Raw genomic sequence first — 13,266 nt, 5'->3', positions numbered from 1 at the left:
CTGGGGCGTTTAAGCGCACGGTGCGGCTTATTTGCCGCCTTTCAGTACGTGGTTGATGCGCGCCTGAGTTTCCGGTGTTTCCAGCAGGTCACCGAACAGCTGCATTTCCAGCTCAACGGCTTTGCTCACGCGCTCGGCATGACCCTCGGCCTTACCCAGTTTCTTGATGGCGCGGATGGAATCCTGGGAGTTTTTCAGCAGGGCGCGTGCGGTATTCATGGCGGTTTCAAGCGCCTGACCGTCTTCCACCATGGCGCTGATCAGGCCCCATTTCTCAGCTTCTTCAGCGCTGAAGAAACGGCCGGTGTACAGCAGTTCGTTGGCACGCTTAGGACCAATGGCTTCCGCCAGCAGCACAGAGCAGGCACCTTCGGAGGTCACGCCGATTTTGGCGAACGGCAGGCTGTAACGGATGCTCTTACCGGCATAGGCCATGTCGGCGTGCAGCAGCATGTTGGCACCGATACCGATGGCCACGCCTTCCTGAGCGATGATCAAGGGCTTGGTCAGGGCGGCGAATGCATCAAAAATACCGCCAACGCGCTTTTTCAGCTCGCTGATGTCTGCCGGTGGCAGCAGGTCTGACAGATCGTTACCGGCGGTGAAACGGCCTTCTGCGCCGGTCAGAACCAGCACTTTGACGTCGTCGTTTTTGTCGCTCTGGTTCAGTGCGTCAATCAGATCGTCGTAGGTCTGAATGCGGATCGCGTTCAGCACTTTCGGGCGGTTGATGGTGATAACGGCAATGCCGTCTTCAATGCTGTAAGTGATGTCCTGATACATGGCAGAGCCTCTGAATTCAAAATCGCCGGCATGATGGCAAACCCTGAATGACAGAGCAATGATCAATCTGCACAGATTCGGTGGATTCTGTGCAGGCTGAACAGGTGCAACTTACTGTCGGCCGGATTGGCCACCGCGGCGCTCAAAGGCCGGGGTTTCATAGCGGCTGTAGTCGGTTTCCGGTGCTTCCCATTGCCCGGCGGATTCGGCCTTACGCTCGGCGATGCTTTTACCAAAAATCTGCTGGTGGATGGCTTCCATCTGCGCCGCCAGTTCCTGCTGGCTGACCAGTCCCATAAACACGCCGGCCTGCATAAAGCCTTCCAAACGGTGGCGGTCGGGAGCGGGCGCTTTGTAGCCTTCACGGGACGCGCGGAACATGCGCGTCAGGCGCTCAGAAACTTCGTGTAAATAGTCGTCGCGGTTCACGGAATCAGCCTGTGGTCCGGTCAAGGGAATGGGAGGCTCAGCATAGCAGGGCGGCACTGAAAAAGGGAAAGTCCGGTAACGTCAAACACCCTTGTTAAGGAAATGACCGGCAAGCGGATAAACACCTTAAATAAAACGCCGCCATAAAAAAGCCGCCCTAAAAAAGCTGCCCAGTGTCCGGGCGGCTTTCGTGAGCGGCTGAATGCCGGTTTAAGCGTTTACAGAATCCGCTCAGGCGTGTTCCATAATCACCAGCGCTTTACCCGGGCTCACGCCCTGACCGGTCTGGCGCAGAACCTCAACCACGACACCGGCCTGATGAGCAACCACGTCGATTTCCATTTTCATCGATTCCAGTACCATTAACGGCTGACCGGCGACCACGTTGTCGCCCGGTTTGACAAGACACTGCCAGACGTTGCCGGACACGTGACTGTCGATGCTGAATTCGTTGTCGGCCAGCGGACGTTCTTCGGCTTCTTCTTCAATGTCAGCAGACGAGTCGTAATGGAATTTGCCGCTGGCTTTCCAGTCTTCCAGTTCGGCCTGAAACGCTTTCTTCCGTTCCTGCTGGAAGGCGGAAATACCTTCGCCCTGGGCGGCGAGGAAGGCTTCGTATTCGGCCAGATTAAAGCGCGTTTCTTCGATGCGGATCGGGTATTGTCCCTGCGGGAACTGTTCGCGGATTTGCATTAATTCATCGTGGCTGACTTCGTAGAAGCGCACCTGATCGAAGAAGCGCAGCAGCCATGGCTGGGTAAATTCGCGGGTTTTCTTGTAGCGGTTCCACATCTGCAGGGTACGGCCGACAAACTGATAACCGCCCGGACCTTCCATGCCATAAATACACATGTAAGCACCGCCGATACCGACGGAGTTTTCCGCCGTCCAGGTACGCGCCGGGTTGTATTTGGTGGTGACCAGACGATGGCGTGGGTCCATCGGTGTGGCCACGGGCGCACCCAGATACACGTCACCTAAACCCATCACCAGATAGCTGGCGTTAAACACAATGTTTTTTACGTCGTCGATGGAATTCAGGCCGTTAATGCGACGGATAAATTCGATGTTATCTGGGCACCATGGCGCATCGGCGCGCACGGACTGCATGTATTTATTCACCGCCAGCTGACAGGCCTCGTCGTTCCACGACAGTGGCAGGTGCACAACGCGCGACGGTACTTCGGCGTCTTTTAAATCACCCAGCTGAGCTTCGGCCTGTTGCAGCAGGTCGAGCAAGGCGTCCTGAGCAATAACGGTTGAATCGTAATGCAGTTGCAGCGAACGGATACCCGGTGTCATTTCCCACAGGCCGGGAATATTCTGCGTCTGCAGGAACTGCATTAATGCGTGTACGCGGAAACGCAGACGGATATCCAGTTGCAGCGGGCCGTATTCCACCAGTAAATAGCGGTCGCCGCTCGGGCGGTACACCACGCCGGTCGGATGTTCGTCGCTGCTGATGGTGCGCAGAATGGGGCTGACTGGTAAATATTCTGTGACTGCGACCTCTGTGCTGCTCAGATGCTGCAGGGCATTGCTCTGGGCGTTAACCAGTTCAACCGCGGTTTGCTGACTGACCGGAATAAAGCGGATTTTATCGCCGGCTTTTAACTGACCGAGTTTCCACAGATCGGCAGTAGTAACGGTAGCCGGGCACACGAAGCCACCCAGACTCGGGCCGTCGGGTCCGAGAATCACCGGCATATCGCCGGTAAAATCGACGGTGCCAATGGCATAGGCGTTATCGTGAATATTGGATGGGTGCAGACCGGCTTCACCACCGTCGGCACGGGCCCATTCCGGTTTCGGGCCGATTAAACGCACACCGGTACGGCTGGAGTTGTAATGCACTTCCCAGGTGTGATCGAAGAAGCGGCTGATATCGGCATCGGTGAAAAATTCCGGCGCGCCATGCGGGCCGTAAATAACCCGCAGTTGCCATTCGTTGCCGATATCCGGCATCAGAGTTGTATCTGATTCTTTGGTAAGCGCAGCAGGCGTTACCGTAGCTGCAGAGAAATGCAGTACATCGCCGGGTAACAGGGCACGACCGTTATGGCCGCCGAACTGACCTAAGGTAAAGGTGGATTTTGAACCCAGATAATCCGGGCAATTAAAACCACCGGCAATCAGCAGATAGGCGCGAGCACCGGCACTGCCGACATTGCCGCAATCGAGCATATCACCGGCATTAATGGTGAGCGGCTGCCAGAAATCCACGGCTTGGCTGTTGCCGTTAGCTCGGGTAATACGAGCGCTGGTGGCGGCACCGGCCAGCAGTACTGTGGTGGCGGCAATAAATTTCAGCACCGGGCCTTTTAAGGTAATTTCCAGACCGGCGGCCTGCTCCGCATTACCGAGTAAACGGTTACCCAGTGCAAAGGAATAATTGTCGAACGGACCTGACGGGGGAACGCCGATATCCCAGTAGCCGGTACGGGCCGGTAAATCCTGCACAGTGGTTTGTGTACCGGCGGTCAGCACCTGCACACAAGTGGGTTGGTGATTCAGGGTTTTCAGCAGCTGGGTATACACATCACCGGCTTTTACCCGTGCGTCCTGCAGAATATCCAGCAGGTAACGGCGGTTGGTTTCAATGCCGTACAGTTCGGTATCCTTCAGTGCGTTGGCCAGCAGGGCAATTGCCTGTTCACGGTTGGCGGCTGTGGTAATCACTTTGGCGATCATTGGGTCGAACAGGGCGGGTACTTGTGAGCCGCTTTCTACCCAGGTGTCGATACGCAGGCTACTCTCGTCCTTCGTAAATCCAACGCTTTCGGGAAATTCCACGCGGCTTAACAGTCCGGCGCAGGGACGGAAATCCTGTACCGGGTCTTCGGCATAAATACGCGCCTGAATACTGTGGCCAACCGGGGTGTAAATGGTATCCAGAGGCAGTTGCTCGCCAGCGCCCAGACGTATCATCCATTCCACCAGATCGACACCGTATACCTGTTCGGTCACGCCGTGCTCGACCTGTAAGCGGGTATTCACTTCCAGGAAATAGAATTGCTGTTCGTTGGCGTCGTAAATAAATTCAACGGTACCGGCGCTGCGGTAATTCACCGCTTCACCCAGACGCACCGCTGTGCTGTGCAGCTGGCTGCGCAGGTCGTCGCTCAGACCCGGTGCCGGGGTTTCTTCCAGCACTTTCTGGTTGCGGCGCTGAATCGAACAGTCGCGTTCGCCCAGTGCCAGCACCTTGCCTTGGCCATCACCAAAAATCTGCACTTCAATATGGCGCGCTTTTTCGACGAATTTCTCCAGAAATACGCCGTCGTTGGCAAAGTTGTTGGCGCTTAAGCGCTTAACCGATTCAAACGCCTGGGTCAGTTCAGCATCGCTGTAGCACAGCTGCATGCCGATACCGCCACCACCGGCGGTACTTTTCAGCATCACCGGATAACCGATGCGTGCGGCTTCGCTGATGGCGCTGGCAATGTCGGTTAACAGACCGGTGCCGGGCAGCAGGGGTACATTATTGTCTTCGGCCAGCTGACGGGCGCTGTGTTTTAAACCAAAGGCGTCCATCTGCTGCGGGCGCGGACCGAGAAAGGCAATGCCGGCTTGTTCGCAGGCAGTGGCAAAGCCGGTGTTTTCGCTGAGAAAGCCGTATCCCGGGTGAATGGCGCCGGCACCGGCTTCTTTGGCAATCTGCAGAATGCGGCTCTGGTTGAGGTAGGTTTCCGCGACGCTGCCATTACCCAGGCTGTAGGCTTCATCAGCCTGCTGCACATGCAGGGAATGGCGGTCGGCTTCGTGATACACCACCACGGATTTCACATTGAGTTTTTTCAGCGTGCGCATAATACGCACAGCAATGGCACCACGGTTGGCAATCAGTACTTTTTCAAACATAACTCGGTCTCACACCGGGCGGGACGTCCCGCATTATTTCGGCTGCCTGAGGTCGTCCTCAGGCTTGAATTCTTTAACGCATCATCATCAACAGATGACGATGCTGGCGATGGCGTATTGCGGCGAACGTCCGGTGCCGTCGGCACGCAGATCAAAAGCGGAGAGCATTTTGATCCGGACGTTCAACAAAGATACGACGAGCCAAAATTACCAGACGATCACTTCGATCGGCGTTGGGTTATAGGCATTGCACGGATTATTCAGCTGCGGACAGTTGGAAATCAGCACAACGGTGTTCATCAGGGCTTTCAGTTCCACGTATTTACCCGCATCGGAAATGCCGTCAGCAAAGGTCAGGCCGCCTTCCGGGGTAATAGGTACGTTCATAAAGAAGTTGATGTTGTGGGTGATGTCGGCCTTATCCAGACCGAATTCTTCGTGCTGATTAATGGCCAGCATCCAGCTGTCGCGGCAGGCGTGCATGCATTTCTTTTCCAGCGAATAACGCACCGTGTTGGATTCCGTCGCACAGGCACCACCCAGGGTGTCGTGACGGCCACAGGTATCGGCAACAATTTCCAGCAGCGGGCGGTTTTCATTGGTCATCAGCACCGAGCCGGCGGTCAGATACACATTGCCCTGTTCGCGGATGGTGTCCATGGCACTGTAGCGTTCGTTCGGATCATCGGCGTTGTAAAACAGCGTATCGGCGGCCTGATTGCCTTCCAGATCGAGAATACGGATGGTCTGGCCGGCTTCGATGCGGTGAATAAAATAGTCACCGGCCAGTACGGTCTGGCGGAAGCTGGCGTCCTGCGGATTCAGTGTGCTTGCTTTAATCATGATGTGTCCTCACTGCGCGCAGAAGTTGTACAGGAAATTGTTTTTAAAACCGCGCTGGTTTTCGCTGCAGCTGTTTTTGCACTGGTCGTCGTCCGTTACCGCTTTGGCTTTGCCTATGCGGTAATGCACCGGGCAAACCGGGTATTCCGGCGCATCGTTCAGCGGATGCGGGCAGGTATGCAGAATGACCAGGGTGTCCATTTCAAAGCGCAGGGTAACGGAACTACCGGCTTTGGAAGCACCGGCGACATAGCGCATATTGCCGTTGTCGTCGGTTTCGACCTTGCTGAATAAATTCAGGTTGGCGGCCATGTCTTTGCGGTTTAAGCCGTACTTGGCCAGCTCAACCAGAAAGCTGTCGTAACCGTTCTGGGTCCAGCCGTTGTGCGCCTGCTGATAGGTTTTCAGCGTCCATTTTTTCTGCAGGTTTTCTTTATTCAGATTGCCGCATACGGTGTCGTGCCAGCCGCAGTCGTCTTCCACAACCGACGCAAAAATACGGCCCATATCGGAATACAGACAATGGCCTGTGGTCAGCTTGAAGGTGTGCTGACATTTCAGCGTGTCCGGGGCGTTGTATTTTTCCAGCAGGTCATACGGGTTGTAGAACAGCATGCCGACGTTGGCGCCGCCTTTCACATCGGTGAGGGTCAGCAGGGTGCCTTTTTTCAGGCGCATGGACCAGTGACAGCCACCGCCTAAAGTGTCTTCGTAAACCGGTTGTCCGTCGAGGTAGCGGGTATGCATGGTGATTTCCTTTTAAGCAGCAGGCAGGCAGCGATTATTCCGTGCGCAAACGCGTACGGAACTGCACATGAATCGGGCAGCAAGGGTGGGGATTTTGTCAGAGATAAAAATGTGCCGGGTAATCGTCATGACGTTTCTCAGGTTACACAGATTGGATACCAGCAGCGCCGGCGCCAGTGGCGCCCAGCGGCCTGTTGATCTCCCGGGCTTTTATCCCGCCGTGTAACCCTCCGGTACGCATCCGGCGGGTCGGTCACTCTCGGACCAGACATCTTTAAAAAAGACCGGAACCCTAGTGCCCCATTGCTGTTTGGCAGAAGAAAGCTCTTCTGCAGCGCGTATGAATCGGCTGTGCGTCAGTGCAAATCTGAGCAGTCGGCCGACCCTGCGAACAATAACGAAATAGCGAATCCCGTGCCAGTGTACAAAGTCAGTGCGCACGCGGAATTGCTGATTCTTATTGGTGCATTAATGCCCATTAATGGTGCGTCATGTTATTGATAGGCTTATTTATGGTGCATTATTGGATTTTTCCAGCACGCATCGGGTCAGGCGCTTTGCGCCGTCTTGCAGCGATTGTCGGCAATGACCCGCTGGCCATATTTTGCACAGTGGCTGTCGGGTCGCCGGCGAAGCCCGTGGCTGTCTGCTTCCCCGGAATCGGTCATCTGCCTGAGCGGAGCATTTCATTTTTAAGCGGCCAATATGACTGGATTTTTCCGACAGGTGGCACGCTTGGTGCTATGCCGAGTATTACCAACTTTTAAAAACGTAATACCGGGAGACACCTTATGACGATGAAGAAACGCATGCTGGGCTCATTGTTCGCAGGTCTGATGCTGGCAGGGAATGCCATCGCTGAGCCTCTGAAAATCGGCTACAGCGACTGGCCGGGCTGGGTAGCCTGGGAAATTGCGATTGAAAAGAAAATGTTCGAAAAAGTGGGCGTTGAGGTGCAGTTCGAGTGGTTCGACTACGTCGCCAGTATGGACGCTTTTGCGGCCAACAAACTGGATGCCGTGGCCATGACCAACGGCGATGCGCTGGTAACCGGTTCTACCGGTGCTCAGAACGTGATGATTCTGATCAACGACTACAGCGCGGGCAACGACATGATCGTTGGTGCCCCTGGCATTAACTCCATCAAAGACCTGAAAGGTAAAAAAGTGGGTGTTGAAGTCGGTTTCGTTGACCACCTGCTGCTGCTGAACGCACTGGGCAAAAATGGCATGACCGAAGCCGATGTTGAGCTGGTGAACGTACCAACCAACGAAACCCCACAGGTTCTGGCATCTGGTCAGGTGGATGCAGTTGGCGCCTGGCAGCCAAGTTCAGGTCAGGCTCTGCAACTGGTTCCGGGTTCCAAGCGTATTTATTCCAGCGCGGATGAACCGGGTCTGATTTACGACGTTCTGGCGGTTTCTCCATCCAGCCTGTCTGCTCATAAAGAAGAGTGGAAAAAAGTGCTGAAAGCCTGGTACATGGCGGTGGATTACCTGAACGATCCGAAAACCCGTGAAGAAGCCATCAGCATCATGGCGGCCCGCGTGGGTCTGTCTGCTGAAGAATACAAAGGCTTTATCGATGGCACCAAGATCCTGACCCTGAAAGAAGCCAAGCCATTCATGAAGAAAGCCGCTGGCTTTAAATCCCTGTACGGTTCAACCGAAATTGCCGACCAGTTCAACGTCGACAACAAGGTGTATACCGACAAGCAACCGGTGGCGAGCTACATCGATCCGTCTCTGATGGAATCTCTGTAATCCTGCCCGATCCCCGGCGCCTGCGCCGGGGAAGCAAGACCGAGTGTGCCGGAGTCTCCGGCACCGTTTCCCCGCCTGACAGCCAATGCCGCCCACGGCAGGGGATCGTTCGTTTCGCTTTCGCTATAAAGGCACCGATATGTCGCTATTTACTGTGAATAAACCGCTGGATTCCCGCAGCCGCACTCTGGTGACTCTGTGCAGCTTTGCGCTACCCCTGCTTATCTGGTGTCTGGTCAGTTATGTGCCGTATATCTGGCACCCTATGATGCAAATTACCGAACCCGGTTCGGTCAGTTATTTCCGCAACGATATGCTGGTGGAGAAAGACGTGTTCTTTAAAGAACGCTACCTCGCCGGCCTCGAAGAACGTGCATTACCGGCAGGCAACCCGGCGAACCCTGTGTATCTGCCAGCACCGCATGAAGTGGTGACGGCATTTTTTACGGCATTCACTACAGAACCCAAACGCCAGAGTGAATCCTGGCTGCACGAAAGTCTGTGGAGCAGTATTCAGGTGATTTTCTGGGGATTTGTACTGTCGTCACTGGTGGGCATTCCACTGGGTATTCTGGCAGGCACCTATCAGTTTTTTTCCCGCCTGTTTGAGCCCTTTATTGAATTCTTCCGTTATCTGCCGGCGCCGGCCTTTGGCGCGCTGGCCGTGGCTGTGCTGGGTATTTATCAGGCACCAAAAATTGCCATTATTTTTATCGGCACCTTTTTCCAGCAGGTGCTGGTGGTTGCAAATACCACGCGCAAACTCGACCCGGCTTTGCTGGAAGCGGGCCAGACGCTGGGCGCCGGTAATAAATCACTGCTGTTCCGTATTGTAGTGCCGGGCATTCTGCCCGATCTGTACCGCGATACCCGCATTCTGCTCGGCTGGGCCTGGACGTATCTGATTGTGGCCGAGCTGATCGGCACCAGTTCGGGCATTACCTGGTTTATTACCCAGCAGGCGCGTTACAAGAATTTCGACAACGTGTTCGCCGCCATCATGATGATCGGCATCATGGGTCTGGCCATCGACCTGTTACTGGCCTTTATCGGTCGTCGCCTGTTCCCATGGCAGCAAAGCAAATAAGAGGTGCTTATGACGGACATGAATCTTCCCGATTACAAGCAGCAGAGTGACGCGGTACGCGACCGCTTTGACCGCCTGAAACAGCGCCCGGTGACCATGGAAGTGCGCGGCCTGCATAAAGAATTCGCCACCCGCGGCGGTACCGTGCAGGCGCTGAAAGACATTAATCTGAAAATTCACAAGCGTGAGTTCGTGTGTGTAATCGGTCCGTCCGGTTGTGGCAAATCGACCCTGATCCGCATTCTGGCAGGGCTTGAACAGCCAACCAGTGGCGAGGTGTTGCTGGATGGCAAAGCCGTCACCAAACCCGGCCCGGAACGCGGCATGGTGTTTCAGGGCTACACCTTATTTCCCTGGCTGACGGTTAAACAGAACGTCATGTTCGGTCTGGTGGAATCCGGTTACGACAAAAATACGGCCGAAGCCGAAGCGCGCCAGTGGATCGATTTGATTGGTCTGGCGCGCTTTGAAAACTCCTACCCGCACCAGTTGTCCGGTGGCATGAAGCAGCGCGTGGCCATTGCCCGTGCGCTGGCCAATAAGCCAAAAATTCTGCTGATGGACGAACCCTTTGGTGCACTGGATGCCCAGACCCGCGCCAAAATGCAGGCCTATCTGCTGGAGATCTGGAAAAACATCGACGTCACTGTGTTTTTTATTACCCACGATCTCGACGAAGCCGTGTATCTGGCCGACCGTATTCTGGTGCTGAAAGCCAATCCGGGCGAAATAGATGAGCTGATCGAAGTACCTGTGCCGCAACCGCGTCACCCCGACCAGTTTTTATCAGCGGAATTTCTGGCCACGAAAAAGCGCGTGGAAGAACTGATTCATCCGCCCAAAGAAGACGGCGATGACGATCACCTGAATCTGGTGCGCATGGTGCCGGTCAGCGACGAAGTGGGGAGCGTGTTCTGATGCATGAACTCTACAACATGACCTGGGAAGAAGTGGCCGCCGCAGTAAAAAGCGGGGTCGACACCGCCGTGTTGCCGGTGGGTGCCACCGAACAGCACGGCCCGCACATGGGCTGCGGCATGGACACCGCCATTGCCCACCGTCTGTGCCGGGACGTAGCCGCTGACACGCCGGTGATTTTATTACCGACGCTGCCGTATGGCTGTTCAATCGGCCATTCAAAACGCTGGCCCGGCACCATGGCGCTGAATCCGAAAACCTTAATTGATGTGGTCTCCGATCTTGGCGACTGGGTCGTCAGCAGTGGCATCCGCCGCCTGATTATGGTCAACGGCCATGTCACCAACGCGGCACCATTGCGCTGTGCGCTGGAAATGCTGCGCGCCCGTCACGACGGTTTTATGGTGGCGCTGGTGCATACGGCGCAGATTTCTGAGCGGGTAAAAAAAGCCCACCACGATGACGCCGAAGACTGGCACGCGAATCATGCTGAAACCGCGCTGATGCTGGCGCTGGAACCGGACATCGTGCGCCCTGAGCGTCTGGCGGATGCCGATGACCCGGACCGTACCGACGGCTGTGTGTTCAGTCATCCGGTGAACCGCACCAGTTTAAACGGCGTGACCGGTACGCCATCCACCGCCACGGCAGAGCAGGGCGCACAATTGTACGGCTGGATGCGCGACGATCTGACCGCATTGATTCAGCGTGCGGTCAGCGAAGAATCACCCCTTGAACACAGTTATTTCCGGAGTGTGTTAAGCGACGCGCTCTGACCCCTTTTCCGGTTGGGTGGTTAATTCCGCCAGCCAGAAAATCCCCGGCGAAAATTGAAGGCTAGCCGCCCTAACGGCTCAGTCGGGTCAATATCATCGATATAAAGGTAAACGATATGATTGAGACCAAAACCGATTCCGAAATCACCGCGATTCAGGAAGAACTGAAAAGCAAAGGCGTGAAATACTGCATGGGCACCTATGTGGATATTCACGGTATTCCGAAAGGCAAAATTGTACCCATAGCTCACCTGCACCACATGGCGCACGGTTCTGAGCTGTACACCGGTTACGCACTCGACGGTCTCGGTCAGGCGCCGAACGACGACGAAATTGCCTCGGTCCCTGATCTGGACCACATCATTCAGCTGCCATGGCAGCCGGAAATTGCCTGGATGCCAGCCGACAATACCCTGTACGGTGAGCCTTACATGCTGAACACCCGCGTGTTGCTCAAGTCGGTACTGGAAGACGCCAAAGCCATGGGCTTCGGTATGAATCTGGGCATTGAAGCGGAAGTCTTTCTGCTGAAAAAAGAAGCGGATGGCAGTCTGAGTATTCCGGACCCGGACGATAAACTGAAAAAGCCGTGTTACGACACCCGTGCCTTTTTAAGCAATTTCAGCTGGGTCGATAAAATGGTTACCACCATGAACGATCTGGGCTGGGATGTGTATTCGTTCGACCATGAAGATGCCAACGGCCAGTTCGAATTCGATTTTAAATACGCCGATGCCCTAACCACCTGCGACCGGTTTACCTTCCTGAAAATGATGGCCAAAGAATACGCCAAACAGGAAGGTTTGCTGGCCACCTTTATGCCGAAGCCGTTTTCCAACCGCACCGGCAATGGCGCGCATTTTAATATGTCGCTGTACGACATTAATTCCGGCAAAAATCTGTTCGAGTGCCCACGCTCCGACGACCCGAACGGTCTGGGTCTGAGCAAGTTAGGTTACCAGTTCATTGCCGGCATTCTTAAACACGGTCCGGCGCTGTGTGCGGTGTTTGCGCCGACGGTGAATTCCTACAAGCGCCTCGTGCGTCAGGGGGATATGCCATACTTTACTTGGGCGCCGGTGTTTAACTCGTTCGGTTCCAACAACCGCACCAACTCGGTCCGGGTACCGATGGCCGGTGGCCGTTGTGAATCGCGCAACGCCGACGGCGCGACCAACCCGTATCTGGCCTGTGCGCTGGCACTGGCGGCGGGTTTGCAGGGCATTCGCGAGAACCTCGATCCGGGCAAGCCGCAGGAAGGCAACCTGTACGAGCTGACCGAGTCTGAGCGCGAAGCGCTGGGCATTCAGTTCCTGCCGCGCACGCTGTTCGAAGCCATTGAGGCCTTTGCCGCGGACCCGTTCGTGGAAGAGGTGCTGGGCAAGGAGCTGCGCGCCGAGTTTATTCGTTACAAACAGGCGGAGTGGAATGAGTACCACACCGCGGTGAGTAAATGGGAGATCGAGCGTTACTCGCATTTGTTCTGATGTGTGACTGAGCACCACCGGGCAGACGCAATCGTCTGTCCGGTGGTGTTTCCCAATGGAAGGGTCTGACCGAGGAAGCATGATGAGCAGCAAAGACAAAATCAGCCGTATCAGTATTTCCATGCCCGAAAGTCTGCTGGACGGGCTGGATCAGATGGTGGCCAAACGCGGGTTTGAAAGCCGGTCGCAGGCCATCTGCGACATGATCAGTCTGCAGATTAACGAACACAGGTCGGAAGTCAGCAGCGAGGTGATGACAGGCACCGTGAATCTGGTATACAACCATTCCACCCCCGGCCTGCATAAACGGCTGCACGATCTGCAGTACGAATTCATCGACGAAGTCATCAGCACCCTGAATGTGAACCTCACCGACACCAATATTCTGTCGATTATTCTGGTGCAGGGCCCGGCCGATAAACTGAATAAAATTGCCGACAAAATGATTACGCTGCGTGGCGTGGTGTACGGCAAGCTGCTGCTGAACTCCTACATTATTCCGCCCATTCACCCTTTGCCGCCCAAATAGGCTTTGGCCTTTAACGGAGTCCAATAGCCAGTGGTAAAAGACC

General features: G+C 55.2%; 11 protein-coding genes and 1 riboswitch. Of the genes, 6 read left to right on the top strand and 5 right to left on the bottom strand.

Translation table 11 applies throughout. The annotated features are described in order from the left end of the window. Nucleotides 1-27 precede the first annotated feature (27 nt). From ACQUQU_RS10865 to ACQUQU_RS10845, 5 genes are all read right to left on the bottom strand, one after another. On the bottom strand, nucleotides 28-783 hold the full coding sequence (locus tag ACQUQU_RS10865; protein ID WP_430459707.1) for an enoyl-CoA hydratase/isomerase family protein: 756 nt from the start codon (nucleotides 781-783) through the stop codon (nucleotides 28-30). A 111-nt stretch (nucleotides 784-894) separates the two neighbouring features. Beyond that, nucleotides 895-1,212 (bottom strand): hypothetical protein, encoded by a 318-nt coding sequence (locus ACQUQU_RS10860; protein ID WP_430459706.1) that lies wholly within the window; start codon nucleotides 1,210-1,212, stop codon nucleotides 895-897. A 231-nt stretch (nucleotides 1,213-1,443) separates the two neighbouring features. Further along, a complete protein-coding gene (gene uca, locus ACQUQU_RS10855) occupies nucleotides 1,444-5,073 on the bottom strand; it encodes an urea carboxylase (protein WP_430459705.1) in 3,630 nt (1,209 codons plus the stop codon). Nucleotides 5,074-5,280: 207 nt separating this feature from the next. Further along, nucleotides 5,281-5,916, bottom strand: coding sequence for an urea amidolyase associated protein UAAP2 (locus tag ACQUQU_RS10850; RefSeq protein ID WP_430459704.1), 636 nt, complete (start codon nucleotides 5,914-5,916; stop codon nucleotides 5,281-5,283). Nucleotides 5,917-5,925: 9 nt separating this feature from the next. Beyond that, nucleotides 5,926-6,663 (bottom strand): urea amidolyase associated protein UAAP1, encoded by a 738-nt coding sequence (locus ACQUQU_RS10845; RefSeq protein WP_430459703.1) that lies wholly within the window; start codon nucleotides 6,661-6,663, stop codon nucleotides 5,926-5,928. 197 nt (nucleotides 6,664-6,860) lie between these two features. Next, nucleotides 6,861-6,970: riboswitch (guanidine-I (ykkC/yxkD leader) on the bottom strand. A gap of 484 nt (nucleotides 6,971-7,454) precedes the next feature. Between ACQUQU_RS10845 and ACQUQU_RS10840 the strand changes: the two genes are divergently transcribed. From ACQUQU_RS10840 to nikR, 6 genes are all read left to right on the top strand, one after another. Further along, nucleotides 7,455-8,426 (top strand): ABC transporter substrate-binding protein, encoded by a 972-nt coding sequence (locus ACQUQU_RS10840; RefSeq protein ID WP_430459702.1) that lies wholly within the window; start codon nucleotides 7,455-7,457, stop codon nucleotides 8,424-8,426. A 139-nt stretch (nucleotides 8,427-8,565) separates the two neighbouring features. Continuing rightward, complete coding sequence (locus tag ACQUQU_RS10835; RefSeq protein WP_430459701.1) at nucleotides 8,566-9,513, top strand: ABC transporter permease; 948 nt, start codon at nucleotides 8,566-8,568, stop codon at nucleotides 9,511-9,513. A 9-nt stretch (nucleotides 9,514-9,522) separates the two neighbouring features. Continuing rightward, nucleotides 9,523-10,431 (top strand): ABC transporter ATP-binding protein, encoded by a 909-nt coding sequence (locus ACQUQU_RS10830; RefSeq protein ID WP_430459700.1) that lies wholly within the window; start codon nucleotides 9,523-9,525, stop codon nucleotides 10,429-10,431. Continuing rightward, a complete protein-coding gene (locus ACQUQU_RS10825) occupies nucleotides 10,431-11,207 on the top strand; it encodes a creatininase family protein (RefSeq protein WP_430459699.1) in 777 nt (258 codons plus the stop codon). The genes ACQUQU_RS10830 and ACQUQU_RS10825 overlap by 1 nt, the downstream gene beginning before the upstream one ends. Nucleotides 11,208-11,323: 116 nt before the next feature. After that, a complete protein-coding gene (glnT, locus tag ACQUQU_RS10820; protein WP_430459698.1) occupies nucleotides 11,324-12,694 on the top strand; it encodes a type III glutamate--ammonia ligase in 1,371 nt (456 codons plus the stop codon). An 82-nt stretch (nucleotides 12,695-12,776) separates the two neighbouring features. After that, nucleotides 12,777-13,223, top strand: coding sequence for a nickel-responsive transcriptional regulator NikR (gene nikR, locus ACQUQU_RS10815; protein ID WP_430459697.1), 447 nt, complete (start codon nucleotides 12,777-12,779; stop codon nucleotides 13,221-13,223). Nucleotides 13,224-13,266 lie beyond the last annotated feature (43 nt).

This window comes from Thalassolituus sp. LLYu03, assembly GCF_050507655.1.
Lineage (GTDB): Bacteria > Pseudomonadota > Gammaproteobacteria > Pseudomonadales > Oceanobacteraceae > Venatoribacter.
This window is presented reverse-complemented; position numbering and strand designations above follow the sequence as displayed.

What these genes read in the sequence shown, in the direction of transcription:
- ACQUQU_RS10865 (WP_430459707.1), bottom strand. Translation starts at nt 783, where the DNA reads ATGTATCAGGACATCACTTACAGCATTGAAGACGGCATTGCCGTTATC.
- uca (WP_430459705.1), bottom strand. Translation starts at nt 5,073, where the DNA reads ATGTTTGAAAAAGTACTGATTGCCAACCGTGGTGCCATTGCTGTGCGT.
- ACQUQU_RS10850 (WP_430459704.1), bottom strand. Translation starts at nt 5,916, where the DNA reads ATGATTAAAGCAAGCACACTGAATCCGCAGGACGCCAGCTTCCGCCAG.
- ACQUQU_RS10845 (WP_430459703.1), bottom strand. Translation starts at nt 6,663, where the DNA reads ATGCATACCCGCTACCTCGACGGACAACCGGTTTACGAAGACACTTTA.
- ACQUQU_RS10840 (WP_430459702.1), top strand. Translation starts at nt 7,455, where the DNA reads ATGACGATGAAGAAACGCATGCTGGGCTCATTGTTCGCAGGTCTGATG.
- ACQUQU_RS10835 (WP_430459701.1), top strand. Translation starts at nt 8,566, where the DNA reads ATGTCGCTATTTACTGTGAATAAACCGCTGGATTCCCGCAGCCGCACT.
- ACQUQU_RS10830 (WP_430459700.1), top strand. Translation starts at nt 9,523, where the DNA reads ATGACGGACATGAATCTTCCCGATTACAAGCAGCAGAGTGACGCGGTA.
- ACQUQU_RS10825 (WP_430459699.1), top strand. Translation starts at nt 10,431, where the DNA reads ATGCATGAACTCTACAACATGACCTGGGAAGAAGTGGCCGCCGCAGTA.
- glnT (WP_430459698.1), top strand. Translation starts at nt 11,324, where the DNA reads ATGATTGAGACCAAAACCGATTCCGAAATCACCGCGATTCAGGAAGAA.
- nikR (WP_430459697.1), top strand. Translation starts at nt 12,777, where the DNA reads ATGAGCAGCAAAGACAAAATCAGCCGTATCAGTATTTCCATGCCCGAA.